Source organism: Flavobacterium sp. GW823-FHT04A11 (assembly GCF_058796535.1).
On record NZ_CM179503.1, the window covers coordinates 2,982,131 to 3,007,443 of the forward strand.

Genomic DNA, 25,313 nt, shown 5'->3' on the forward strand with positions numbered 1-25,313 from the left:
TTGCTTTTAATAAAGATACGATTTTACCCAAAGAAAAAACCCGTTATGTTATAAAAACGTAACGGGTTTGTTATTTTTGTTATAGAATTTAACTAATTACAGATTCGTAGGCTCTTCTGCTTTATGTACTTCTACAGAAAGTTCCTGAGAATCATCTTTCAAATCCATCAAAATTTCATCTCCTGAATGTATTTTCGAAGTGATAATCTCTTCGGCTAACAAATCTTCAACATATTTCTGGATCGCTCTTTTTAGAGGTCTTGCACCAAATTGTCTGTCAAAACCTTTTTCAGCGATAAACGCTTTGGCTTTATCAGTAAGACTCAATTTATAACCTAATTCAGCAATACGAGTGTATAGTTTTTTAAGCTCGATTTCGATAATCAAATCAATATCATGTTTCTCTAATGCGTTGAATACGATTACGTCATCAATTCTGTTTAGGAATTCAGGAGCAAAGGTTTTTTTCAATGCATTTTCGATAATGCTTTTTGAGTTTTCATCGGCCTGAGCTACTTTCGCAGCAGTTCCAAATCCTACACCTTGTCCAAAATCTTTTAACTGACGTGCTCCAACATTCGATGTCATGATAATGATCGTATTTTTAAAGTCGATTTTGCGACCTAAACTATCTGTCAAATATCCATCATCAAGAACTTGAAGCATCATATTAAACACATCCGGATGCGCTTTTTCGATCTCATCTAAAAGAACAACACAATATGGTTTTCTACGAACTTTTTCAGTTAATTGTCCACCTTCTTCGTAACCTACGTATCCCGGAGGCGCTCCAACTAAACGAGAGATCGCAAATTTTTCCATGTATTCACTCATGTCGATACGAACTAACGCATCTTCAGAATCGAATAATTCTTTTGCTAAAACTTTCGCTAATTGTGTTTTACCAACTCCAGTCTGACCTAAGAAAATAAACGAACCAATTGGTTTGTTCGGATCTTTAAGTCCGGCTCTGTTACGTTGAATAGAACGTGCAATTTTTAAAACTGCATCATTTTGACCAATTACTTTGTTCTGAATCAATTCAGGTAATTTGGCTAATTTGTTGCTTTCTGTTTGTGCAATTCTGTTTACAGGAATTCCGGTCATCATCGAAACAACATCGGCTACATTATCTTCTGTAACTTCAATTCTGTTGTTTTTAGAATCTTCTTCCCATTGTTCTTGCGCAACAGCTAAATCTTTTTCAATACGTTTTTCATCATCACGAAGTTTGGCAGCTTCTTCATATTTTTGTTTTTTCACTACCATGTTTTTGTTTTCACGTACTTCTTCTAACTGACGTTCTAAATCCAGAATTTGTTTTGGAACATCAATATTAGTAATGTGTACACGAGAACCTGCTTCGTCAAGAGCATCAATAGCTTTGTCCGGTAAAAAACGCTCAGACATATATCTGTTCGTTAATTTAACACAAGCTTCAATAGCTTCCTGCGTATAAGTTACGTTGTGGTGATCTTCGTATTTGTCTTTTACATTGTTCAAAATGGCAATCGTTTCTTCAACAGAAGTTGGTTCAACAATTACTTTTTGAAAACGTCTTTCAAGAGCTCCGTCTTTTTCAATATATTGTCTGTACTCATCAAGCGTTGTAGCACCAATACATTGAATTTCGCCTCTTGCTAATGCAGGTTTGAACATGTTTGAAGCATCAAGAGAACCTGTTGCTCCGCCAGCACCTACAATAGTATGAATTTCGTCAATGAAAAGAATGATATCGTCATTTTTTTCAAGTTCGTTCATCACGGCTTTCATTCTTTCTTCAAACTGACCGCGGTATTTTGTTCCGGCAACTAAACTTGCCAGATCAAGAGTAACCACACGTTTGTTGAAAAGAATACGTGATACTTTTTTCTGAATGATGCGTAAAGCTAATCCTTCGGCAATAGCAGATTTACCAACTCCTGGTTCACCAATAAGAAGTGGGTTGTTCTTTTTTCTACGGCTTAAAATTTGCGATACACGCTCTATTTCTTTTTCGCGTCCTACAACCGGATCTAGTTTTCCTTCTTCGGCCATTTCTGTTAAATCTCTCCCAAAATTATCTAAAACCGGAGTCTTTGATTTTTTGTTTGACTTATTGGCCGGATTGTTAAAACTACTTTCCTTCAGACTGTCATCTTGTCCTGAATCATCATTGTATGATTCGTTTCTTGGCAAGTTTTCTAAGAATTCTTCTTCGTTTGGAGTCATATTTAAATATTGTTCTTTAGCTATGTCATAATCTATTTTAAGTTTATTCAACAGCTTGGTTGTTGGATCGTTTTCGTTTCGTAAGATACATAAAAGCAGGTGGGCCGTGCTAATTGATGAGCTCTGAAATACTTTTGCTTCGAGAAAAGTCGTCTTCAGTGCCCTTTCCGCTTGACGGGTAAGATGAAGATTTTTCTTTTCAGCATTTACTTCAACGCTTTGATTGGCGGGACTCAGTATTTCTACCTTTCTGCGCAAATGATCTAAATCGACTGCAAGGTTATTAAGTATATGAATGGCTTTACCGTTTCCATCCCTCAAAATGCCCAGCATTAGATGTTCAGTACCTATAAAGTCGTGGCCCAAACGCAAGGCCTCTTCTTTACTGTAGGTAATAACATCTTTTACTCTTGGTGAAAAATTATCATCCATAATATATAATTGTATTGTAAATTTAGTGAATTAGTCTTTGAAAAACAAAAACCGTACCCTTCCAAAACTCCTGTCAGCTAATAGACAAAAAAAATAACAATAAAAGCGTTAAAAAACGCTTAATTTATTAACTAAAAAGTAAAATAAAGTTGTTAATAAATCATTGAAATAAGTGTAAGTAAATAGCTGAAAAAATTTCAAAAAACCGTATCTTGGCACGCTTTGAAACTAAATAATTATTTAAACATAACAACTTATGTCTGAAGGAGAAAAGTTAATTCCTATTAACATAGAAGATGAAATGAAATCAGCTTACATCGATTATTCGATGTCAGTAATCGTATCGAGAGCACTTCCTGATGTTAGAGATGGCTTGAAACCAGTGCATCGAAGAGTTCTTTACGGAATGTATGACTTAGGAGTAACATCAAGATCTGCCCACAAAAAATCTGCGAGAATCGTAGGAGAGGTTCTGGGTAAGTATCACCCACACGGAGATACCTCTGTTTATGATGCAATGGTACGTATGGCGCAGGAATGGAGTATGCGATATTTATTAGTTGACGGTCAGGGTAACTTTGGTTCTGTCGATGGTGACAGTCCGGCAGCAATGCGTTATACTGAGGCCAGAATGCGCAAAATCTCGGAAGATATTATGGCAGATATCGAAAAAGAAACAGTTGATTTTCAACTAAACTTTGACGATACTTTATATGAGCCAAAAGTAATGCCTACAAGAGTTCCTACTTTATTGGTAAACGGAGCAACAGGTATTGCAGTTGGTATGGCAACCAATATGCCGCCACACAATTTAACAGAAGTTATCAACGGTACTTTAGCATATCTTGATAATAACGATATTGAAGTAGACGAATTAATGACGCATATTAAAGCTCCTGATTTTCCAACAGGTGGTGTAATATATGGTTATGAAGGCGTTCGTGAAGCATTTAAAACCGGTAGAGGGCGTATTGTAATGCGTGCAAAAGTTGGTTTTGAAGAAGTTGACGGAAGAGAATGTATCATTGTTACCGAGATTCCATATCAGGTGAACAAAGCCGAAATGATCAAACGTACGGCTGATTTGGTTAACGATAAAAAAATTGAAGGTATTGCCAATATTCGTGACGAATCTGACAGAAACGGTATGCGTATCGTTTATATCCTGAAACGTGATGCTACGCCAAACGTAGTTTTGAATACCTTATATAAGTTCACATCATTACAATCATCTTTTAGTGTAAATAATATTGCACTTGTAAAAGGACGTCCTCAAATGCTGAATCTAAAAGATATGATTCACTATTTTATTGAGCACCGTCATGATGTTGTAGTTAGAAGAACACAGTTTGAATTACGTAAGGCTGAAGAAAGAGCGCATATATTAGAAGGATTAATTATTGCTTCTGATAATATTGACGAAGTAATTGCGATCATCAGAGGATCTAAAAATACAGAAGAAGCGCGTGAAAAATTAATTGAAAGATTCAGTTTGTCAGATATTCAGGCACGTGCTATTGTTGAGATGCGTTTGCGTCAGTTGACAGGTCTGGAGCAAGACAAATTAAGAGCTGAGTTTGAAGAATTAATGAAATTAATCGAACACTTAAAAGCATTATTAGCTGATGTTGATTTAAGAACAGCTTTGATTAAGGAAGAGCTTGAAGAAATTCGCGAGAAATACGGAGATGAGCGTCGTTCTCAAATTGAATATTCTGGTGGAGATGTAAGTATTGAAGATTTAATTGCAGATGAAAATGTTGTAATTACAATTTCGCACGCAGGTTATATTAAACGTACAAACCTTACCGAATATAAAACTCAGAATAGAGGAGGAGTTGGACAAAAAAGTGCCGGAACAAGAGATCAGGATTTCCTTGAACACATGTTCGTTGCAACCAATCACCAATATATGATGTTCTTTACGCAAAAAGGAAAATGTTTCTGGATGCGCGTGTACGAAATTCCGGAAGGAAGTAAAACGGCAAAAGGAAGAGCAATTCAAAACTTGGTAAACATTGAAAGTGATGATAAAGTAAAAGCTTTCATTTGTACGCAAGACTTAAAAGACAAAGATTATATCAACAGTCATAACCTTGTAATGGTTACCAAACAAGGTCAGGTTAAGAAAACTTCTCTGGAGAAATATTCTAAACCAAGGGTAAATGGTGTTGCTGCTATTACTATTAAGGAAGGTGACGAATTAATGGGCGCGCAATTAACCAACGGAGAAAGCCAAATTATCTTAGCTGTTAAGTCTGGTAAATTGGTTCGTTTTGAAGAAACCAAAACACGTCCGATGGGAAGAACAGCTTCCGGAGTTCGTGGAATTACCTTAAAAGATGATACAGATGAAGTAATTGGTATGGTTACTGTTGATAAAAATGATATTAACGATTCTCAAATTTTAGTTGTAACTGAAAACGGATACGGAAAACGTACCAAATTAGTAGACGAAGACGGAGAAGATGTTTACAGAATTACAAACCGTGGTGGTAAAGGTGTTAAAACCCTTAATATCACAGAAAAGACAGGAAAACTGATTTCTATCAACGCCGTAACTGATGCTGACGATTTAATGATCATCAATAAATCAGGATTGACAATTAGAATGGCTATTGAAGATTTACGTGTGATGGGTCGTGCAACACAAGGTGTTCGATTGATTAACTTAAAAGGTAAAGATTCTATTGCAGCAGTAACAAAAGTTATGAAAGATGATGTTGAAGAAGTTGTAGTTGATGAAGACGGAAATGTAGTAGGGCCTGTTATCGAAAGAGTTAAACCGGATTTAGAAGTTCTTGAAGATGATGGTACTGTAGAAGATGACGACGACGACGATTCTGATGAAGTAGTTGAAGACGAAGATGATTCTGAAGAAGAATCAGAAGAATAAAATATATAACCACGAATTTAAAATTAAAACACAAATTGAATATTATGAAAAGTAAATATGTAATACTTGCATCAGCATTATTGATTTCAGTAGCTACTTTTGCTCAAAAAGATCAGATTAAAAGTGCAGAGAAAGCATTAAAAGGCGGAGATGCTCAAGGAGCAATTACGATATTAAAAGATGCTGAAAACATGGTGGTGAATGCCAAAGATGTTGAACAGGCACAATATTATTTTGTACAAGGTAACGCATACCTTGATTTAGCAAACAAAAGTGTAGAAGCGGGTAAAAACCTTTCTCTTGCAGCTGAAAGCTATAAAAAGTTAATTGAGATTGAAAAAACTTCTGGAAAATTAAAGTATTCAACTCAGGCAGCTGCTTCTATTGGTGAAATTAAAGGAAAATTAATTAACTCTGCAATTGCTGATACTCAGGCTAACAAACATGCTGACGGAGCAAAAAAATTGTATGATGCTTACTTATTAGATAAAAAAGATACTATCAATTTATACTATGCAGCTTCAACAGCAGTAAATGCTCAGGATTATGATACAGCTTTACCAATGTACGAAGAGTTGAAAAAGTTAAACTATTCTGGTAAAGGAACTAGTTATACTGCAGTTAACAAAGCGTCAGGAAACGAAGATGGATTTAATACAGCAAGCGAAAGAGATTTAGCAGTAAAATTAGGAACTCACGAAAAACCTAAAACAGAAGCTATTCCTTCTAAAAGAGGTGAGATTTATAAAAACTTAGCTTTAATTTTAGTTCAAAAAGGCCGTATTGAAGACGCGAAAAAAGCGATTGCAGATGCAAGAAAAGCGAATCCGGAAGATTCTTCTTTAATTCTTTCAGAAGCTAATTTATACTTAGAGACTAAAGATTTTGAAACTTACAAAAAATTAGTTGGTGAAGCATTACAACAAGATCCAAACAATGCTGATTTATTATTTAATTTAGGTGTTATTAGTGCAAATGCTAAAAACGGTGCCGATGCTGAAAAATATTATTTAAAAGCTATCGAAATTAATCCTAACTACACAAATGCATACCTTAATCTTGCTGCGTTAAAACTTGAAGCTGAAAAACCAATCATTGATGAAATGAACAAATTAGGTACTTCTGCAAAAGATATGAAGCGTTATGACGTTTTGAAAGCGCAAAGAGAAAGTGTTTTCAAAGGAGTTATTCCTTACCTTAAAAAAGCAAATGAGTTAGATCCTAAAAACGAAGATGTATCAAAAACATTATTAGGAGTTTATAAAGCTTTAGAAATGTCTGCTGAAGCAAAAGAATTGAAAGCAAGAATGTAATAAATACGTTCTCAATATATAAAAAAACCTTCGCGAAAGCGAAGGTTTTTTTTATGCTTTATAATTTTTATATCTATAATAATGTAGCTGATAATGTAATAGTTGTATTTAAAAGTTTAGAAATTGGACAGATTTCTTTTGCTTTAGTGGCTGTTTTCTCGAATTCTTCGGCAGATATAGAAGGAACTTTTCCTTTTAAGTCTAAATGAATCAAAGTAATTGTTCCGTCTTCAAAAGTAACAGTTGCTTCTGTAGATAAATCATCTGCTGTAAAACCTCCTTCATTCAATAAAAAGCTTAACTGCATTGTAAAACAACCCGAATGTGCGGCTGCAATAAGTTCTTCAGGATTTGTACCCACGCCATCTGCAAATCTTGTTTTAAATGATAATTGAGCGTTATCTAATGTTGTACTTTGTGTACTAATCTTTCCAGTTCCTTCCATACCGGTTCCTTGCCAGTTGGCATTTGCTTTTCTTGTAAATTTCATTGTATAAAATATTAAGGTTTATAATTTTTTGATACTCAAATATAATCAATATTTTACAGAATAGTTTTATGAATTTGTTATGTGAAGGTGAAAAGTAAAAAAGGTTTCAAGTTTCAGGTTTCAGGTTGAGAGGTTAGTTACGATTTTCAGGCTTAGCGTAGTCGAAGCCCGTTCCTGTTAAATTTTACCGTAAAGTCCGCAAAGATTAAATTTAGTGGTCTGTTTATAAACATAAAGTTCGCAAAGCTTTGTGTTGATTTACCTTTGCGAATCTTGCGTAAACCTTAGCGAACTTTGCGGTAAAATTCGCTCCAACCATAACAAAAAAAAGGAGCAATGAAAATATCATTACTCCTTAATAAATTTATTATATAAACTAAAGTCTATTCCTGACCTAAATTACGTAATTGTTTCAATTTGTCTTTCCAAACTTCAAGGCTTTCCTTGTGAATAGCAATATTTTTGCGTACTTCCAGAACAATTGAATTTTCTTTTTTAGCGTTTTTAGTATTCGTAAAAAACTGAATATTATTTTCTAACTGAAAAATTTCGTTTTGTACTTCTTCAATCTTACGCATTAAGAAAATCTTTTCGTTATCTAATTTTCTTGTGTCATTGCTTTCAGATAATGAATCAATTCTGTTAGAAAAACGCATCATTTCTGTTTCTTTCTTGCTCAAACTTAATTTTTCAAAAAGTGCGTCTAAGATTTTATTGAATTTTCCTTCGATGTGACGTCTTGAAAAAGGAACTTTTCCAAAGCCTTTCCAGGTTTCGATATGTTGTTTGATAGCATCTAAATCTGTTTTGTGATCACCCGTCAATTGATAAGCTCTCAAGATATCCAAATATGCTTTTTTGTTATCAAAAGCAGCAACTTCGTCAACGTTTTCTTCAGATTTATGTTCTTTTAATTTGTCGAAATAATGATTACAAGCATCTTTAAATTCTTTCCAGATTTTATCTGAATATTTTTTAGGAACGTGACCAATCTGTTTCCACTCTTCCTGAATTTGCTTCATGATCGGAGTAGTGGCAGCAAAATCTGTACTTTCCTGTAATTCTTTTGCTTTGGCAACAAGAGCCATTTTTTTATTTAAATTGTCGTTTTGATCTTTTTTAATGTCCTTGTAAAACGAATTTTTAAAAGAATTAAAGTTTCTAACGGCAGTTTTAAAAGTCGCCCAGGTTTCTTCATTTACTTCTGACGGAACTTTACCGGCAGCGAAAAACTCATTTCTAAGTGCTTCCACTTTTTGAATCTGAACTAGCCATTGCGAATGCGAGTTTACTTTTTCAGTACCTAAAACTTCGATTTTAGCAATAATTTCCTTTTTAACTTCAAGATTTTGCTGCTCGTTTGCTCTTTGGCTTTCAAATAATAATTCTCTCTTATCGTGAATTTTTTTAGTTAATTCACTGAATTTATTCCAGATAACATCACGGTGTTCTTTAGAAACCGGTCCAATATCTTCTTTCCAGATTCTGTGTAAATCCTGTAATTCACGAAACGCTTTGCTAATGTCAGTTTCATTTGTTAATTCTTCAACGCGCGCAATAATTTTTTGCTTTTGATCTAAGTTGTATTTAAAATCTAAATCTCTGGCTTCACGATCTAAATGTAGATAATCATAGAAATTTTCTACGTGAAAGTGATAATTGTTCCAAACGTGATTGTATTTATCTTTCGGAATTGCTCCCGCATTTTTCCATCTTTCTCTTAAATCATTAAAATGTTTAAGCGTGTCTTTGATGTTTTCCTGCGGATTTATAAGTTCTTTTAGTTCCTCAACTATTGCAAGTCGGTTCTCTAAATTTGTTTTTAAATTACTTTGTAAATGTTTAAAATGAACGTTTCTTTTTTCTCTAAATATGTTATAATACTCGTCAAATTTAGATTTTAAAGGAGAATGGTACTCAAATTCTTCATTCGGATCTTGTTTTGAGGCATTAAATTCTTCTTTTTTCTCCTCAATAAGATGGTTATATTGTAATAAAAACGATTTTTTAATTTCTTCGATATGATCTTTTACAGACATTACTTTGTCTGTGTTCACCAATTTTTTTAATTCATCAACCAGTTCATCCAATGAAAAAGTATCATAATCCTGCATAGGAATATCATGGCGCTCTTTCAGCGTTTCATCTTCACTTTCTTCTGCATTTGAATTTGTTATGGCATCCAAAGCCGTCTGATGGCTTTCTTCATTGGCTTCTTCAGTAACTTCTACTTCATTTTCAGGAAGTAAAATTTCACTTTCAGGCGCTACTTCTGCATCTGATGTTTCAATTGCATCATTTTCTAGAGAATCACTAATTTCGATTCCTAATTTTCCGTCTGCTTCTTGCAGGTTATCATTCTTTTCTTCTAACATTTTAAATGTATAAGTATATTGATTTAAACATTGCGAAAGATAGTAAAGGTGTTTCTAAATACAAAATAATTCCTTTGTTTATGTACTATTTTGCGATGAAATTCTTATTTATTGAATTGATTTAAGATTATCCTACCAGTTTTTTCGCCGAATTTTTGCAGTAAATTTAAATTTAAAAATAATATTGTTTTAAGAAAAACACTTGTAAAATAACATTTTGGTAAATGAGTTCTTACTTTATTTAAAACTTAAAATAGAATTAACATGCCAACTTCAATACCAAAATTATAAGTTTTATGATTCCCAAAGGCCACACTTGGATGAATATACGCCATATCATTTGCAGTTATTCTTCTGCCAAATTCTAAAAAAGCATTATTCGGATATCCTTTATTTGTGGCATTGTATCGAAAAGCGGCATCTGCTGCAATCCAGTTTTTGCCAATGATAAACATAATATAGTTTTCAAAAGCAGTTGTATTAATGTCATCCCGATTATCAGAACCTGCAAAACTAAGTTGATTTTCTAAAGAAGCAATCCACAATATTTTATCTTTCCTCAGATATTTTCCATAGAAAACCGCGGGAGCGAAAACCCATTTTCCGGATCCTCGCGATGGATCTGTAGCTGAGTTCGAAATAACTCTGGCGCGAAAAGCAACGCCACCGGTTTTATGATTTAAATAAGGAATATAGCTAATTCCGACTCCAATATCACCAATTCCGGTTTGGTTTTCAGAATTAGAATTTGTTGAAACTAATGGAAGATCAACCCTTAAATTCCAGGCTTTGTTTGCAATAGGATGCAAAAACCGAAGTTGGGTTGTATTGAACGATCCGGAATCGGTATCCAGATATTCATTAAAAAGTAATATAGTTTTTAAATAATAATGATAGCGCGCTTCTGTATATACATTTTCAGAAGTCTCAACAGAATCCTGAGCTTTTATGGAAAAGGCAGTAAAAAAACTTAGCAGTAAAAAAAGGTATAATTTTTTCATAACTACCTATAAATGAGTAGTCTAATTTACGAAAAAAATTCCTGTTATTTTATTTGTAGCTATTTTTTTATTTATTCCATATTTTCCAGGCTTTTTCAGCCTGAAAAATAAGCATATCATAACCATTTTTTATTACAGCTCCTTTTTCTTTCGCATTCTTTAAGAATTGAGTTTCTGTAGGATTGTAAATTAAATCGTAAGCAATGTGTTTATCTGTGAAAAACTCATAAGGAAGATTCGGGCAAGCTTTGATATTTGGACTTGTTCCTACTGGTGTACAATTGATTATGATTTGAAAATTATCAAAAGTAGTCGCATTGATCAAATCATAATCAATGATATTTTCTTTTGCCTCTCTGGAAACAAACGTATACGGAATATTAAGCTCGTCCAATGCAAAAGCCACGCCTTTTGATGCGCCGCCTGTACCCAGAATAAGAGCTTTTTTATGATGTGGTTCCAATAAAGGTTTTAATGATTTTTTAAAACCATAATAGTCTGTATTGTATCCTTTTAATTTTCCTTTTTTAGTGAATTTAATAGTATTGACAGCGCCAATTAAAGCTGCTTTTTTTGATAGTTTATCTAAAAACGGAATAACTTGTTCTTTATACGGAATCGTTACATTAAGTCCTTTTAAATCAGGATTGTTTTTTACCAATTCAGTGAAATAATTGATTTCCGAAATATCAAAATTTTCATAAGTATTGCCTAAAAAAACTTCATCATTAAACTTCTCAGTAAAATATCCTTTTGAAAATGAGTAACTAATATTACGTCCTAATAAGCCAAAACGTCTTTTTAAAATATCAATCATTATTGTTTTCTATGTTTTTCAATATAATTTTTAACCGTTTTTTTCGACCATACCACCGGAAATAAATCTTCGATTAAAATATAATTATCAAAGTTTAAACGCAATCCGTTGCTTAAGTGAAATTTAGCTTTTGTATTGTCCTGAACCATAAAATATAATCCGGCCAAACGATATTCGATTTCATTTTCTTCAGGAAAATATTCTGAAGCTTGTAATAAGGTTTGAATCGCGCTGTCGAATTCTCCTAAAAATTGTAAAATGTCAACCCAAAATAACCAGGTATCTAAGGCGTAATCACCAAATTCTACGGCTTTTCTGTATCCAAATTCAGCTTCTTCAAAAAAGTTCATTTGTTTGTTGATCGTTGCATAACGTTTCCAATACAAACGATTTTGATTGTCGATTGCTAATGCTTTATTTACAAAAAACAACGCTTTTTGAAAATTTTTCTGGCGAACATGAAAGTCAGTAATAGCAATCCATCCTTTATCCAAAAGCGGATCTTCATGTACGGTTTGATTGTAATATTGAAGTGCTTTTACAGAATTTCCTAATTTTTCATAGCATTTACCAATTCGCAATAGCGCATACGAAGTGGCATCGTCAAGCTCAATCGTGCGATTATAGCTTTCGATAGCTTCGTTGTATTTTTTAAGGCGTTCGTATGCTTTTGCTTTTTCCATGAAAGCACCTAAAAACTCATCGTCGATAAGTGTTGCATAATCAAAAGCGCGAATCGCATTTTCGTATTCTTTTACGCCATAATGCAAACGACCAAGCTGATGCCAGGCGATTTCGCTATATGGGTTTTTGTTGATATAATCGTTAAGATATTTGATAGCTTCCTGATTTTGATCTAAAAATTCAAAACAGTAAACCACATTATACAAAGCAGATTGATCTTCTAAATCTTCTTCAAGACATTTGATAAAACTGTCTTTTGCCATCTCAAGGTTATCCATAAAAAGATATTCCATTCCAATCAAGTTGTACACGTCAGCGTAGTCATCAGTATATTGCAGGGCAATTTTAAGCAATTCTACCGCTTTTTCGTGTTGATCTCTTTTAGAACAAATATTGGCTTTCTGGATATAAATTTCCTCGTTATTCGGTTCAATTGCATACAACTCGTTCAAAAGCTTTTCAGCGATTTCAAGTTTGTCATCGTAAACCAGCATTTCTACTTGTACTAATTTTAAGCCTGTAGATTTTGGATGTTGGTCTAATGCAAGTTTTAAGGCCTTTTTTGCTAAATTAGCCTTACCTATATCTAAATAATGAAGAATAATTTCTTCAAATTCTTCAGAGTCAAAAAAGAGTACTTTGTTAGTTTTTAACATAGACTCAAATTTGGATAAGGATAGGTTATAATCTTCTTCTTCGTTGCTTAATTGCATACTTTGTTTATTTGAAATTAGCCTGTTATAAATTTAGGCAACCATATTATTGTTGTGAGGAATGGAAATTAATTGTTTTGAACAATTTAATTAACAATATGGACAGAATTTACACTCTGTTTTTAATCATAATCTTCTAATTTATAAAAGATTAATCAGTTAGTATTCTTTTTCATGATTTCATCCATAACATTTAAAATTATGGCGCAACCTTCTTTTATTTCTTCATCAGAAATGGTTAACGGAGGCGTGATTCTTATAGCACAACCTTCAAACAGTAACCAGAATAGAATGAGGCCTTTATACTGACAATTCAAAATAACTTCATTGGTTATTTCGGCACTTTCAGTCATGGCGGCAAGCATTAATCCTTTTCCTCTAACTTCCTTTATCAAAGGATGTACCAAAAGCGATCTGAACAGTTTTTCCTTGTCTAAGGCTTCTTGCATCAAATTAGTTTCAGTTAATTCCTGCAAAGTAGCCAGACAAGCTGACGCAATGACAGGATGACCTCCAAAAGTGGTTATATGACCTAATTTTGGGTTTTCTGTCAAAAGGTCCATTTTTTCTGCCGAAGCTGTAAAAGCTCCTACAGGCATTCCACCACCCATTCCTTTTCCCATAACTACAATATCAGGAACAACATCGTAATTCTGAAAACCGAAAAGCTTTCCTGTTCTCCCAAAGCCCGGCTGAATTTCGTCCACAATCATCATCGCACCAACTTCATCACATCTTTGGCGAACTTTCTTTAAAAAGTTATTTTCCGGCTGAATAAATCCCGCGCCTCCCTGAATCGTTTCCAAAAGAATAGCGGCAGTTCTGGTTGTAATTTTTTGTAAATCTTCTTCGTTGTTAAAAGTAATAAAATCTACATCAGGAAGCAAAGGGCGAAAAGCTTGTTTGCGTTCTTCAAATCCCATCACGCTCATCGATCCCATTGTGTTACCATGATACGCATTATGACAAGAAATCAACTGACTGCGGCCTGTTGTTCTTTTGGCTAATTTAAGCGCACCTTCAATCGCTTCTGTGCCCGAATTAACTAAATATGTTTTATTTAGAGATTCCGGCAGGAGAGAAGCCAGCAATTTACAATATTGAACAGCAGGACTTTGTGAATATTCGCCATAAACCATTACATGCGAATATTTGTCTAACTGATCTTTTATAGCCTGATTTACTCTTGGATGCTGATGCCCAAGCGTACAAGCCGAAACACCCGCAACAAAATCTAAATATTTTTTATCGCTAGTGTCATAAATATAAGAGCCAACGGCATGTGAAACTTCCATTCCTAAAGGATATGGAGAAGTTTGTGCCTGGTATTTTATAAAATCTGGATTCACGTGTTGTTTGTTTAAAAGTTTCAGGTTTCATGTTCTGGAACCTAAAACAGGGACTAAAATTTATTGTAGTTTTACTAAACTGAGACTGTGACTATAAACTGCGACAAACTGCGACTGAAAACTATTTCTTAGTTTTTGCAGTTGCCTTTGCTGTCGTTTTTGCCGGAGCAGCAGGTTTCTTTTTGTCGTAATCGCGCGTTTCCTTCCTGACTTTCATCGGGACGTTTTCTTTTGCGTTGTCGTCTTTTCCTTCCTGAATTAATTTTTCATTCATTTCATTGTCTTCAGCGGTAAAAATATCATCTTTCGATTTTATTCGTTCGTCACCGCGCCAGACCAAACCTCTTAATTTACGGGCATTTTCGGGTAAATCAGCTTCGGGATAAATATCGCCGTCTACTTTGTTGAAAAACGTAATGGTTTCAATCGCATTATTTTCCAGAATAAGATTGATTTTACTGCTTACATTTTTATTAATTCCAATAAGTTCTTTGGCGTCATTTCGCATATAATAAATTACTTCCGTATTCTTTATTACATCAACATCATGAAGCTTTCCTTCTTTGAATTTTCCAAATAAATTGAGTCCCTTGACCTGATTAAATCCGGTGCCGAGCGTGTCCCGGGAGACGAGAAAGGTGTTATTGAGAACTTTTAAAGAGTCGAGCTTTTTGGTATTATTATCGCCAATTAAATGCATTACATCTCCAGTGATTTGATTTTCACCATTCCATAAAATCGGATTTCCAATCAGTTTTGTCAAAGCCGTTTTTGAATTGGAATGAATCGAATCGCATTTTCCGCTCATGTCTATTTTGTAGAAACGAACGTTGTTGTAAGCTCTTAAAATTCGTTCGCCTTCTTTTCCCGTAACCATTAATTTTTTCCCGTGAATGTAAACAGAGTCATTTTCGACCAAATTTATAGCAACAGCTCTTTTTGTGACAAACATCGAATCTTTTAGTTTGTATAATTCGGCATAATGTCCTTTTACAACTCCTTTATTGATCGAATCCGTAATTTTTACATTCCGCGTTGCCGATGCAAATTCGGTATTCCGGTTATAAAATAAACTATCGCCTTCTATCCGCCTGTCATCATATTTTATATAAGAGTTTCGGACAAAATGTGCCAGGTTTTTCTTGGTATCATAAAAACCTTTTTCAGTATAAATATAATTGCTTTTACTTGTAATAGTAGAAGGACCAAATAAATAAGTATGTCCTGAATTACTATAATAATCTAAATGATTTGATTTTACAACATATTTAGGATTTGTAAGTGTTACTGCTGTCAAAAATTGAAACTTCTTTTCAGCCACATAATACCTTCCTGATTTACTTACCAAAGTGTTGTCTTTGTTCACAATTGTTCCTTTTGAGTTGTAAAAAACTTCCTGAACATTTCGGTCAAAATTAATCGTATCGGTTTGCAAAGTAGCATCCGGAGAACTCATCACGGCATCTCCTGTAGCAAATGCTTTCTTTAAATTTCCGTTATATTCAGCATATTTACTGTTTAGAAATAAAGTATCTCCCTGCACTAATTGCACGTTACCAAAGGCTTTCAGGTAATTTTCTTTCTGGAAAAAATAAGCTTTGTTACAAGTAAGTACAACACCATCATGATTTACTTTTACATTTCCTGTTAGCAAAAGCGCATCTGGCATTAGTTCCTGATTGACATCAGAATAATCCGCATTTTCTACAATAATTTTTTTAGGTGCCTGAGCAAAAATGCCCTGAACACATAAAACAAGCAAACAATAAGATATGAAAAAGAGTGATTTCTTCAATTGATTAAATTTTTGTCAAATTTATGAAAAAGGATATAACCTTTGCGGATATTAGGATTAATTTATATTTTTTAGATGCAAAGGTTCAGAGTAACAAAGGTACAAAGGTTTATTAGCTTTTTATAAATGAATTTTGCCCTAAAAAACCTTTGTTCCTATGACCATTTACCTCTTTGAACCTTTTCCTAAGTTACCAACAAAACGTAAAACTATTTCGTTGTAGTTACCTTTTCTGATTCTAAATAAAAGCATGTTTCTTTTGAGTTTTAAAAATTAGCTTAAATTTAAAAAATGGTTTCTGAATTTTGACTTTATATTAAGGTCATTTCAAAAGCCTTTTATAAAATAATTTATGGCAAGTAATAGAATTTTGGTTGCAGGAATGGCTGCAACAATGCTGTTTTCTGCATGCAAAACAAAAGATTTGAGAATGAATACAGCAAATGAAGAAAATGCTACAAATAAGAAAATTGTAGTGTATCAGGTTTTTACACGTTTATTTGGAAATAAAAACACCACCAACAAACCCTGGGGAACAATTGAAGAAAATGGAGTAGGGAAGTTTAATGATTTTACAGATATGGCACTTCACGAAATTAAGGATTTAGGAGTGACTTACATTTGGTATACAGGAGTTCCGCATCACGCTTTGGTTCATGATTATACAGCTTACGGAATCTCAAATGATGATCCCGAAGTGGTAAAAGGCCGTGCAGGATCGCCTTATGCAGTTAAAGATTATTATAATGTAAATCCGGATCTGGCCGTAAATCCGGCGAATCGATTACAGGAATTTGAAGATTTAATTGCACGAACTCACAAAGCCGGACTAAAAGTAATTATCGATATTGTTCCCAATCATATTGCGAGAAAATATCAGGGAAAAAATAATCCGGAAGGCGTAAAAGATTTTGGTGCTGATGATAACGTAAACGTAGAATACGACAGAAATAATAATTTTTATTACATTCCCAATAATCATTTTGAAATTCCCGATGGAGATATTCCGTTAAATGGAGAAAAGAATCCTATGATTGATGGTTTCTTCGATGAAAATCCTGCAAAATGGACAGGAAACGGTTCGAGAAAAGTAAAACCGGATCAAAATGACTGGTACGAAACAGTAAAAGTAAATTACGGAATTCGTCCGGATGGTTCTAAAGATTTTCCCGAGCTTCCTGCCGGATTTGATCAGAAATCGTATCAGGAACATTTTGCTTTTTGGCAGGATAAAGACATTCCGGATTCCTGGAAAAAGTTTAAATCTATCGCGCTTTACTGGACAGCAAAAGGTGTAGACGGTTTTCGTTATGATATGGCCGAAATGGTTCCGTATGAATTCTGGAGTTATATGAATTCTGCTATCAAAATGAAAAATCAAAACGCTTTTTTATTGGCGGAAGTTTATAATCCAAACGAATATCGAAATTACATCCGTTTAGGAAAAATGGATTATTTGTATGATAAAGTTGAAACGTATGATAAACTAAAAGATATTATTCGTGGAAAATCTTCGCCTGATGGATTATCAGATATTCAAAAAGGAATGTCGGATATTGAACATCATATGCTTCATTTTCTGGATAATCATGACGAACAAAGATTAGCAAGTCCTGAATTTGCCGGAACTCCCGAAAGAGGAAAACCTTTAATGGTAGTTTCAACAACAATTAGTACTTCGCCAACAATGGTTTATTTTGGTCAGGAAGTAGGCGAGGCCGGAAATGAAAATGCAGGATTTGGAACGCATTCGAGAACTTCTATTTTCGATTATATCGGAGTTCCAAATCATCAGCGTTGGATGAATGACGGAAAATTCGATGGAGGACAGCTTTCTGAATCAGAGAAAAATTTACGTGATTTCTACAAACGATTATTAAACTTTTCGATTAATAGTTCCGCTTTAATGGGAAGCTTTCAGGAAATTCAATCTGCAAACAGACAGGAAAATCCCGGTTATGACGAATCGATTTATTCGTATGTACGTTGGTCAGAAAATCAAAAACTGATTGTTGTCGCGAATTTTTCTTCGGATAAAACAAGTGAATTTGATTTGAAAATTCCGTCAGATATTATTTCAAAGTGGAATTTAAAAGACGGCGAGTACAAATTAACAGATCAATTGTATCTCAAGAATGAATTTTTATTAAAAGTAAATAATGGAGAAGGAATGGCAAGAATAAAAATTGCGCCTTCGGAATCTTTTATTTTTGAAGTAAAATAGACTAAAATTTTAAACCTGACAGCTTTAAAAGTTGTCAGGTTTACTATCGAAACTAAAATTTCAGCTATAAGTTTAAATATTAATTGGTTTTAGAAGTGATAAAATCTCTTTGATCGAAAATTCTGCACCACAAACATATTCATCAGAAGCACCATAATAGACGGTGATAGTATCTCCATCTGGTTCTACAATATGGCCATTTGTGAATACAACGTTTCCAAAAAAGCCGATCAATTCATAAGTTGTAGTAGGTGACATAATGGGATCTTCGGTTCTTGCAATAACTTTTGTAGGATCTTCTAAATCCATTAAAAAAGCGCCCAAACAATATTGATGTTCAAAATTTGCCCCGTGGTAAATGGCTAGCCAACCCTGTTCTGTTTTTATAGGTGCAGCTCCGGCGCCCACTCTTTTACTGTCCCAAAGTCCTTTTCGTGTTCTGATAATGCAATGATGATTTCCCCAGTGAATACCATCGGGAGACGATGCAATCCAGATGTAATTACCGCCAATATCTACACTGCTCGGACGGTGTAAAGCGTAAAACAAGCCATTTATTTTTTCTTCAAAAATCGCGCAGTCTTTATTATGAGCAGGAAAGATCATGCCTTGTTTTTGGAAATTTTTCCAGTCGGTTGTAGTGCGTAAACCAACACCAACACCATTGCTGGATACTGATGTAAAGGTTAAGTAATAAGTTCCTTCAATCAGCGAAACGCGGCAATCCTCTATTCCAAATGCTTCTAAAATACCTTCGCCAACTAATTGAGGATAACCTTCAGGTTCATAAAAATCGCGTCCATTTTCGCTGCATAATAAGCGCAGATGTGATAGTGTCGTTAAATAATCATCTCCTTTATAATTTATCACACGAGAATCAGTTGCGAATAAATCAGGATCGTTTGTGGCAATTTCAACAATTGTAATGGCTCCCGTTTCTGTAAGGATTGGAAATGATATTATATTTTCTTTCTGTTTGGGTCTTTCTGCTACGCGAACTATTAACCAGGTTTTGTTTTGGTACTGAAATACTCCCGGATTTAATAAACAGGTAATTTCTAATCCTTCTTTGCTTGGGGATAAATCGGCAGGTAATATTAATGGGTTTTCCGGAAAACGTTTTGCTATATCTGTCATGTTGTTCATTGCTAAATTTTTGTAATAAAAAGGTAGCACAATTTTCTTTTGTAAAAAACAGAAATCAGCTTTTATTTCAATTAATCCCGAATTGAATTAATTTGAAAGTTTTTAACGCAAAAAAAAAGCTGATACTTTATTTGTATCAGCTTTTCTGTTTTATACTTTCTTAACTTTCTTCAAAGCTTCGACATAATTTTCGTTTACTTTTTCCCAATTAATATGTTTGTAAAAAGCATCTATATAACTGCCTTTTCTATTTTGATAATCGAGATAATAAGCGTGCTCCCATAAATCAATTCCTAAAATTGGAGTTCCCGGAATCAGGGCATTTTTCATTAAAGGATTGTCTTGATTCTCTGTTGTAGTTACCTGAAGTTTCCCAAGTTTATCAACGACTAACCAAACCCAGCCGGACCCAAATTGTTTTGTAGCCTGACCTTTAAACTGATTCGTAAGATTGCTAAATGAACCAAATTCTTTATCGATGGCGCCAATAAGAGTATCTTTTGGAGTTTGCTCTTTTGGTGTTAAAAGATTAAAATACATCGTATGATTGTAATATCCACCGGCATTTTGACGAAGCTTGGCATTATTAAGATCCAGCTTTTTCAAAATATCCTCAATAGGCATATTTTCATATTCAGTAGAAACAATTTCCTTGTTTAGATTATTGGTATACGTTACATAATGTTTTGAATAATGCGTTTCTAAAGTTAGAGAACGAATATCCGGTGCCAATCCATCGTAAGGAAAAGGCAATTTGGTAAGTCCGAAAGAACCGGGTTCTGCCTTTACTTCGTCAGGACTGCCAATTGTTATTTTTTCCTCTTTTGTTGGCAAAGGAACTTCAACTACTTCAGTTAGCTTATTATTATCATTACAAGAAAATAATAGTAAAAATGAAGCCGAAATAGTCAAACACGTGATGATTTTCTTCATGATAGAAATTATTTTGATGTTAGAGAATTAATTATTGCAATGTAATTTTCTTTTGCCTCGTCAATTGAAATATGGCTAATTTGCATCCATGCATTGGTTTTAAATGCATCACGCAAATCAAAATTCTCAGATTGATTGTATACTGCGGTTCCAAAAGTTGCCTGTTTGTAATACGCATAAAGCCTTAACTGCACATCTTGCGGCAGCGAAGCCTGTGTCATCTTTAAAGCAGTTTCTACAGCCTCTAAAAAGCGAGTATCTAAATCTTTTTGCGTCATTTAAGCTTTTGTAGCAATAATTGTTTTACCGCCAATTGCTTTTTGGTTCAATTCTACATTAATTGGTGTACCTAAAGGTAAAAATAAATCTACTCTTGAACCAAATTTAATAAATCCGGCATCAGTACCCTGAACAACCTGCATTCCTTCTTGTGCGTAGTTTACAATTCTGCGGGCTAAAGCTCCTGCAATTTGTCTGTATAATATTTGACCAAAAGTTTCATTTTCGATAACCACCGTCGTTCTTTCGTTTTCTTCACTGGCTTTTGGATGCCATGCTACCAAAAATTTACCAGGATGGTATTTACTGAATTTAATAATACCGTCCATCGCATAACGCGTTACGTGTACATTTATAGGTGACATAAAGATCGAAACCTGTAAACGTTTGTCTTTAAAAAATTCACCTTCATAAACTTCTTCAATTACCACAACTTTTCCGTCTACCGGAGCAAGAATGTGATCGCTGTTTCTGATTGCGATTCTTTTCGGATTTCTAAAAAATTGCAGAATGATAATCAAAACTACAACGCCGGCAATTTGTACCAGCATTCTTAGCCAGGTAATATCAATGAATTTGTCAGCAATTAAAAGCACAGCAACTGCAAAAACAGTACCTAATAAAATGGACGGGCCTCCCTCTTTATGAAACATAATATAAAATTTGGTAAAATAAATATATAACTGGTGCTACAAATATAACACTATCTAATCGATCTAAAACACCTCCGTGTCCCGGCATTATCGAACCGCTGTCTTTTACGCCTGCAATTCTTTTAAATTTTGATTCAATCAAATCTCCTATTGTTCCAAAAACACTAACAATCAAAGCAATAATCATCCATATTAAAATAGATTTACTGCTAAATTCAGGATTTGGGCGAATATAGAATTTTGAAATTAAAAAACCGGCAAGTGCAGCAAAAACAACTCCGCCAAGAAATCCTTCGATGGTTTTTTTAGGAGAAATGCGTTCGAATAATTTATGTTTTCCAATAGACTTGCCTACTAAATAAGCGAAAGTATCATTTGTCCAGATCAGAATAAATAATCCAATAATGATTTTGGGATTGTAATCTTTTATTCCAAAAGAAATCTTTACAATAAAAAGGAAGGGAAGCATAATGTATCCTATCAGATAAACGTATTTGGATATTTTGCTGATGATTTGAGTATCATCAAATAAAAATACAATACATTTTACAGATACAACTAATGTAATTACAAGCAATACAAGAAATAACATATCTGTATCAAGGGTAATTAAAATATCTTCTTTTAAAAGTTTGCTGATATAATTTTGAGTTTCAGCTTTATAAAAACTGATCAGGGAAACAGTCGAATAAAAAAGAGAAACAAATAGTATAGCAAAATACTTGTTGATCTTAACTAAGTTGCAAAATTCATAAGTTGCTATAACCAAAAAAATGCCAAAAAGAATGATAAAGCTCTCTGTAGAAAACAAAATTGAAGTTACAAGTAAAGCGATATAAACAGCACCAGAAATGGTCCTCTTGAGAGTTTCATTCATCTTAAAGATCTTCTAAAAGCAGTAAATACAAATTTTTGGCAACACTTCCGTATTGTGTAAAATCTTCTTCTTTAGCTTTTTCGAAATATTTTATTGTGGTAATATTGGTAGGATAGTCTCTTTCGTATTTGCGTTTGATAGCACTAAGTCCGTCGCTTTTCATTGGAAGCATCTGGCTTGTTGTGGCTATAATTACAATGTTTGGCGGTAACTCGTTTGGTTTATTTTGTTTGATCTGTTTTGATGAAAATAAAATAGAACCTTCATCAGCAATTAGGTTTTCGCAGGTTGCAAGTAAAAATTTTGGATTAGCCGGAGAATGATAAGGTAATTTATTCTCTTCTAATAAACTAAAAAGGGCAGGCTCGTAACATAAAACTTCATTTTCGAACCAATCGTTTTCTTCAAGGATATTTTCAAACTGTTCAGCTACTTCTTGTTTGTTTTCACAATACAAAAATTTACCACCATTTTTCTTAAAGTTAAAAATGAATCTTTCATCTATAGACAAATGACTATCCTGAACAGGAGAACCTGCATATTCACTTTCGTTTTCTTCATCAGAAGCGGCATCGCTGGAACCAAATATTTTTTTGAAAAAATTCATTTTTATATGAAATACTTTACATGTTAATTGAAAACGTTCAAAGATAAAAAAATCTTAATTCAAAAGGCTATTTTGAATTAAGATTTTAAAAAATATTGCATATTTAAGTACAATTTACGAAACCACTTCTTCCAAATTTTTGTCAAAAGTACGTTTTCCGAAAATCGTTTCTAAGTCATCTTTAAAAATAACTTCTTTTTCAATTAAGATATCAGCCAATTGATTTAGCTTGTCTTTGTTTTCTTCTAAAATTTGAATTGCTCTTTGGTATTGACCTTCAATTAATTCTGAAATTTCTTTGTCAATAACTTTCGCTGTCTCGTCAGAATATGGTTTAGAGAAGTTGTATTCACTTTGTCCGCTTGAATCGTAATACGTAACATTTCCGATTTTATCATTCAAACCGTAAATCGTTACCATAGCACGAGCCTGGCGTGTTACTTTTTCTAAATCGCTTAATGCTCCGGTTGAAATTCTGTCAAAAGTTACTTTTTCAGCAGCTCTTCCGCCCATTGTAGCACACATTTCGTCTAACATTTGATCTGTTCTTACGATTTGTCTTTCTTCCGGTAAGTACCATGCAGCTCCTAAACTTTGCCCACGAGGCACAATAGTTACTTTAATAAGCGGTGCAGCATGCTCTAACATCCAGCTTACAGTCGCGTGACCAGCTTCGTGAATTGCGATTGCTCTTTTCTCTTCTGGAGTAATAATTTTATTTTTCTTTTCAAGTCCGCCAATGATTCTGTCAACAGCATCTAGGAAATCTTGTCTGTCTACGGCAGCTTTGTTGTTACGGGCAGCAATTAAGGCAGCTTCGTTACAAACATTGGCAATATCAGCACCAGAGAATCCCGGGGTTTGTTTTGCAAGGAAATCAAGATCAAGACCTTCTACTTTTTTGATAGGCGCTAAATGGACTTTAAAGATTTCAGCTCTTTCGCGAATGTCCGGTAAGTCAACAAAAATTTGTCTGTCAAAACGTCCTGCACGCATTAAGGCTTTATCAAGAACATCAGCTCTGTTTGTCGCAGCCAAAACAATTACATTAGAGTTTGTACCAAAACCATCCATTTCTGTCAATAACTGGTTCAAAGTATTTTCTCTTTCGTCGTTTCCGCCAGACATATTACTTTTTCCTCTTGCTCTACCAACAGCATCAATTTCGTCGATGAAGATAATAGCAGGAGATTTTTCTTTAGCTTGTTTGAATAAATCACGAACACGTGAAGCACCAACACCTACAAACATCTCCACAAAATCAGAACCTGATAAAGAGAAGAAAGGAACCTGAGCCTCACCGGCAACAGCTTTTGCAAGCAATGTTTTACCAGTTCCCGGAGGTCCTACAAGTAAAGCACCTTTTGGAATTTTACCTCCAAGATTCGTGTATTTTTCAGGGTTTTTAAGGAATTCAACAATTTCTTGTATTTCCTCTTTTGCACCTTCTAAACCGGCAACATCTTTAAATGTAGTTTTGATATCTGTTTTTTCATCAAACAGTTTCGCTTTTGATTTTCCAATATTGAAAATTTGTCCGCCACCGCCACCGGCACCGCCTGACATTTTACGCATAATGAAAATCCATACACCAATAATGATGATGATAGGAAGCAAGCTGATTAAAATATCGCTCCAGTTGTTTTTTTGAAGGAAATTAAAATCTTTCAGTTTGCCTTCTCCAACCGCTTTTTCCAGTTTAGTCTGAAAAATTTGATCGTTACCAATTTCTAAAGTATAGTGCGGACCTTTGTTTGGTCTGTCAAAAATATCTTTAGCTACTTTTTTATTGGCAGCATCTTTAAGAGCTGCAGCGTTTAAATATACTTCAGCCTCAGCTTTATTATAAACGATTACTTTTTCAATTTGTCCTTTTTCTAATAATACATTGAATTTAGAAGAAGTTAATTGAGCAGGTTCGCTTAAGTTAGATCCACCGGTTGCAAAGCTTATAAATAAAAAAACTAGAAGTATTGCAGTGTATATTAACCAGGGACTTATTTTAAATTTACTCGGATTTGGATTATTATCTTTAGCCATTAGAAGAAATTTTCTTTAGTATTTGTTTTCGATTGTAGTTATTTTGGCGTCACCCCAAAGGCTCTCGATATTATAGTATTCACGAATGTGTTTCTGGAAAACATGTACCACGATATGCACATAATCCATCAGAACCCATTCAGCGTTATCGGTTCCTTCTACGTGCCACGGTTTATCTTTTAAGTCTTTTGATACTGTTTTTTGAATTGAGTTCACAATGGCGTTAACCTGAGTATTAGAGCTACCGTTGCATATAACAAAATAGTCACAAACAGCCGTGTCTATGTCTCTTAAGTCAAGAATATCGATATCATTTCCTTTTACTTCTTCAATTCCTTTGATTATGTTCGCCAATAGAACATCATTATTAATAGTCTTTTTCGCCATGAATTATTTTATATGATTTTGTAAAGTTACCAATTTTTGTGATTAATTTTGAACCTTAACAAAATATTAAATTAAGTATAATAAATTATTT

Annotated in this window: 19 protein-coding genes; 3 read left to right on the top strand and 16 right to left on the bottom strand. The window is 33.9% G+C overall.

All coding sequences use genetic code 11. The features are described from left to right. Positions 1-96 precede the first annotated feature (96 nt). Complete coding sequence (locus tag AC3QL1_RS12795) at positions 97-2,643, bottom strand: ATP-dependent Clp protease ATP-binding subunit (protein ID WP_492491868.1); 2,547 nt, start codon at positions 2,641-2,643, stop codon at positions 97-99. A gap of 256 nt (positions 2,644-2,899) precedes the next feature. Here AC3QL1_RS12795 and gyrA point away from each other — a divergent pair, with 256 nt between their 5' ends. Further along, positions 2,900-5,539, top strand: coding sequence for a DNA gyrase subunit A (gene gyrA / locus AC3QL1_RS12800; protein ID WP_492491869.1), 2,640 nt, complete (start codon positions 2,900-2,902; stop codon positions 5,537-5,539). Between the two features lie 44 nt (positions 5,540-5,583). Then, positions 5,584-6,852, top strand: coding sequence for a tetratricopeptide repeat protein (locus AC3QL1_RS12805; protein ID WP_492491870.1), 1,269 nt, complete (start codon positions 5,584-5,586; stop codon positions 6,850-6,852). Between the two features lie 73 nt (positions 6,853-6,925). On the opposite strand, the gene AC3QL1_RS12810 is transcribed toward AC3QL1_RS12805, so the two are convergent. From AC3QL1_RS12810 to AC3QL1_RS12840, 7 genes are all read right to left on the bottom strand, one after another. Further along, positions 6,926-7,342, bottom strand: coding sequence for an OsmC family protein (locus AC3QL1_RS12810; protein WP_492491872.1), 417 nt, complete (start codon positions 7,340-7,342; stop codon positions 6,926-6,928). Between the two features lie 383 nt (positions 7,343-7,725). After that, positions 7,726-9,717, bottom strand: coding sequence for a DUF349 domain-containing protein (locus tag AC3QL1_RS12815; RefSeq protein WP_492491873.1), 1,992 nt, complete (start codon positions 9,715-9,717; stop codon positions 7,726-7,728). 248 nt (positions 9,718-9,965) lie between these two features. Beyond that, positions 9,966-10,718: a lipid A phosphoethanolamine transferase gene (locus AC3QL1_RS12820; protein ID WP_492491875.1), complete on the bottom strand. Its 753-nt coding sequence runs from the start codon at positions 10,716-10,718 to the stop codon at positions 9,966-9,968. A 67-nt stretch (positions 10,719-10,785) separates the two neighbouring features. After that, positions 10,786-11,535, bottom strand: coding sequence for a shikimate dehydrogenase family protein (locus tag AC3QL1_RS12825; RefSeq protein ID WP_492491877.1), 750 nt, complete (start codon positions 11,533-11,535; stop codon positions 10,786-10,788). Continuing rightward, positions 11,535-12,932: a tetratricopeptide repeat protein gene (locus AC3QL1_RS12830; protein ID WP_492491878.1), complete on the bottom strand. Its 1,398-nt coding sequence runs from the start codon at positions 12,930-12,932 to the stop codon at positions 11,535-11,537. The genes AC3QL1_RS12825 and AC3QL1_RS12830 overlap by 1 nt, the downstream gene beginning before the upstream one ends. 155 nt (positions 12,933-13,087) lie before the next feature. After that, positions 13,088-14,281 carry an aspartate aminotransferase family protein gene (locus AC3QL1_RS12835; RefSeq protein ID WP_492491880.1) on the bottom strand — a complete coding sequence of 398 codons (1,194 nt, stop codon included), beginning with the start codon at positions 14,279-14,281 and terminating at the stop codon, positions 13,088-13,090. A 121-nt stretch (positions 14,282-14,402) separates the two neighbouring features. Beyond that, a complete protein-coding gene (locus AC3QL1_RS12840; RefSeq protein ID WP_492491882.1) occupies positions 14,403-16,076 on the bottom strand; it encodes an OstA-like protein in 1,674 nt (557 codons plus the stop codon). Between the two features lie 352 nt (positions 16,077-16,428). Between AC3QL1_RS12840 and AC3QL1_RS12845 the strand changes: the two genes are divergently transcribed. Further along, positions 16,429-18,300 (top strand): alpha-amylase family glycosyl hydrolase, encoded by a 1,872-nt coding sequence (locus AC3QL1_RS12845; protein WP_492491884.1) that lies wholly within the window; start codon positions 16,429-16,431, stop codon positions 18,298-18,300. A 72-nt stretch (positions 18,301-18,372) separates the two neighbouring features. Here the strand turns inward: AC3QL1_RS12845 and AC3QL1_RS12850 are convergent, their stop codons facing one another. The 8 genes from AC3QL1_RS12850 to rsfS all read right to left on the bottom strand — a co-directional run bounded on the left by AC3QL1_RS12850 (position 18,373) and on the right by rsfS (position 25,222). Then, a complete protein-coding gene (locus AC3QL1_RS12850; protein WP_492491885.1) occupies positions 18,373-19,446 on the bottom strand; it encodes a glycoside hydrolase family 130 protein in 1,074 nt (357 codons plus the stop codon). 150 nt (positions 19,447-19,596) lie between these two features. Continuing rightward, entirely contained in the window at positions 19,597-20,379 is a 783-nt protein-coding gene (locus tag AC3QL1_RS12855; protein ID WP_492491887.1) for a superoxide dismutase, read from the bottom strand. Between the two features lie 8 nt (positions 20,380-20,387). Continuing rightward, positions 20,388-20,657, bottom strand: a complete 270-nt coding sequence (locus AC3QL1_RS12860) for an acyl-CoA-binding protein (protein WP_042564262.1) — start codon at positions 20,655-20,657, stop codon at positions 20,388-20,390. Further along, the gene (locus AC3QL1_RS12865) at positions 20,658-21,311 is read right to left on the bottom strand and encodes a phosphatidylserine decarboxylase family protein (RefSeq protein WP_264537091.1); all 654 of its coding nucleotides are present in this window, start codon (positions 21,309-21,311) and stop codon (positions 20,658-20,660) included. Then, a complete protein-coding gene (locus tag AC3QL1_RS12870) occupies positions 21,301-22,188 on the bottom strand; it encodes a phosphatidate cytidylyltransferase (RefSeq protein ID WP_492491889.1) in 888 nt (295 codons plus the stop codon). The genes AC3QL1_RS12865 and AC3QL1_RS12870 overlap by 11 nt, the downstream gene beginning before the upstream one ends. Position 22,189: 1 nt before the next feature. After that, positions 22,190-22,795, bottom strand: coding sequence for a lactate utilization protein B/C (locus AC3QL1_RS12875; protein ID WP_492491891.1), 606 nt, complete (start codon positions 22,793-22,795; stop codon positions 22,190-22,192). 114 nt (positions 22,796-22,909) lie between these two features. Next, the gene (ftsH, locus tag AC3QL1_RS12880) at positions 22,910-24,835 is read right to left on the bottom strand and encodes an ATP-dependent zinc metalloprotease FtsH (RefSeq protein WP_492491893.1); all 1,926 of its coding nucleotides are present in this window, start codon (positions 24,833-24,835) and stop codon (positions 22,910-22,912) included. Between the two features lie 15 nt (positions 24,836-24,850). Further along, complete coding sequence (gene rsfS / locus AC3QL1_RS12885; protein ID WP_012024667.1) at positions 24,851-25,222, bottom strand: ribosome silencing factor; 372 nt, start codon at positions 25,220-25,222, stop codon at positions 24,851-24,853. Positions 25,223-25,313: the final 91 nt, after the last annotated feature.

What these genes read in the sequence shown, in the direction of transcription:
- AC3QL1_RS12795 (WP_492491868.1), bottom strand. Translation starts at nt 2,643, where the DNA reads ATGGATGATAATTTTTCACCAAGAGTAAAAGATGTTATTACCTACAGT.
- gyrA (WP_492491869.1), top strand. Translation starts at nt 2,900, where the DNA reads ATGTCTGAAGGAGAAAAGTTAATTCCTATTAACATAGAAGATGAAATG.
- AC3QL1_RS12805 (WP_492491870.1), top strand. Translation starts at nt 5,584, where the DNA reads ATGAAAAGTAAATATGTAATACTTGCATCAGCATTATTGATTTCAGTA.
- AC3QL1_RS12810 (WP_492491872.1), bottom strand. Translation starts at nt 7,342, where the DNA reads ATGAAATTTACAAGAAAAGCAAATGCCAACTGGCAAGGAACCGGTATG.
- AC3QL1_RS12815 (WP_492491873.1), bottom strand. Translation starts at nt 9,717, where the DNA reads ATGTTAGAAGAAAAGAATGATAACCTGCAAGAAGCAGACGGAAAATTA.
- AC3QL1_RS12820 (WP_492491875.1), bottom strand. Translation starts at nt 10,718, where the DNA reads ATGAAAAAATTATACCTTTTTTTACTGCTAAGTTTTTTTACTGCCTTT.
- AC3QL1_RS12825 (WP_492491877.1), bottom strand. Translation starts at nt 11,535, where the DNA reads ATGATTGATATTTTAAAAAGACGTTTTGGCTTATTAGGACGTAATATT.
- AC3QL1_RS12830 (WP_492491878.1), bottom strand. Translation starts at nt 12,932, where the DNA reads ATGCAATTAAGCAACGAAGAAGAAGATTATAACCTATCCTTATCCAAA.
- AC3QL1_RS12845 (WP_492491884.1), top strand. Translation starts at nt 16,429, where the DNA reads ATGGCAAGTAATAGAATTTTGGTTGCAGGAATGGCTGCAACAATGCTG.
- AC3QL1_RS12850 (WP_492491885.1), bottom strand. Translation starts at nt 19,446, where the DNA reads ATGAACAACATGACAGATATAGCAAAACGTTTTCCGGAAAACCCATTA.
- AC3QL1_RS12855 (WP_492491887.1), bottom strand. Translation starts at nt 20,379, where the DNA reads ATGAAGAAAATCATCACGTGTTTGACTATTTCGGCTTCATTTTTACTA.
- AC3QL1_RS12860 (WP_042564262.1), bottom strand. Translation starts at nt 20,657, where the DNA reads ATGACGCAAAAAGATTTAGATACTCGCTTTTTAGAGGCTGTAGAAACT.
- AC3QL1_RS12865 (WP_264537091.1), bottom strand. Translation starts at nt 21,311, where the DNA reads ATGTTTCATAAAGAGGGAGGCCCGTCCATTTTATTAGGTACTGTTTTT.
- AC3QL1_RS12870 (WP_492491889.1), bottom strand. Translation starts at nt 22,188, where the DNA reads ATGAATGAAACTCTCAAGAGGACCATTTCTGGTGCTGTTTATATCGCT.
- AC3QL1_RS12875 (WP_492491891.1), bottom strand. Translation starts at nt 22,795, where the DNA reads ATGAATTTTTTCAAAAAAATATTTGGTTCCAGCGATGCCGCTTCTGAT.
- ftsH (WP_492491893.1), bottom strand. Translation starts at nt 24,835, where the DNA reads ATGGCTAAAGATAATAATCCAAATCCGAGTAAATTTAAAATAAGTCCC.
- rsfS (WP_012024667.1), bottom strand. Translation starts at nt 25,222, where the DNA reads ATGGCGAAAAAGACTATTAATAATGATGTTCTATTGGCGAACATAATC.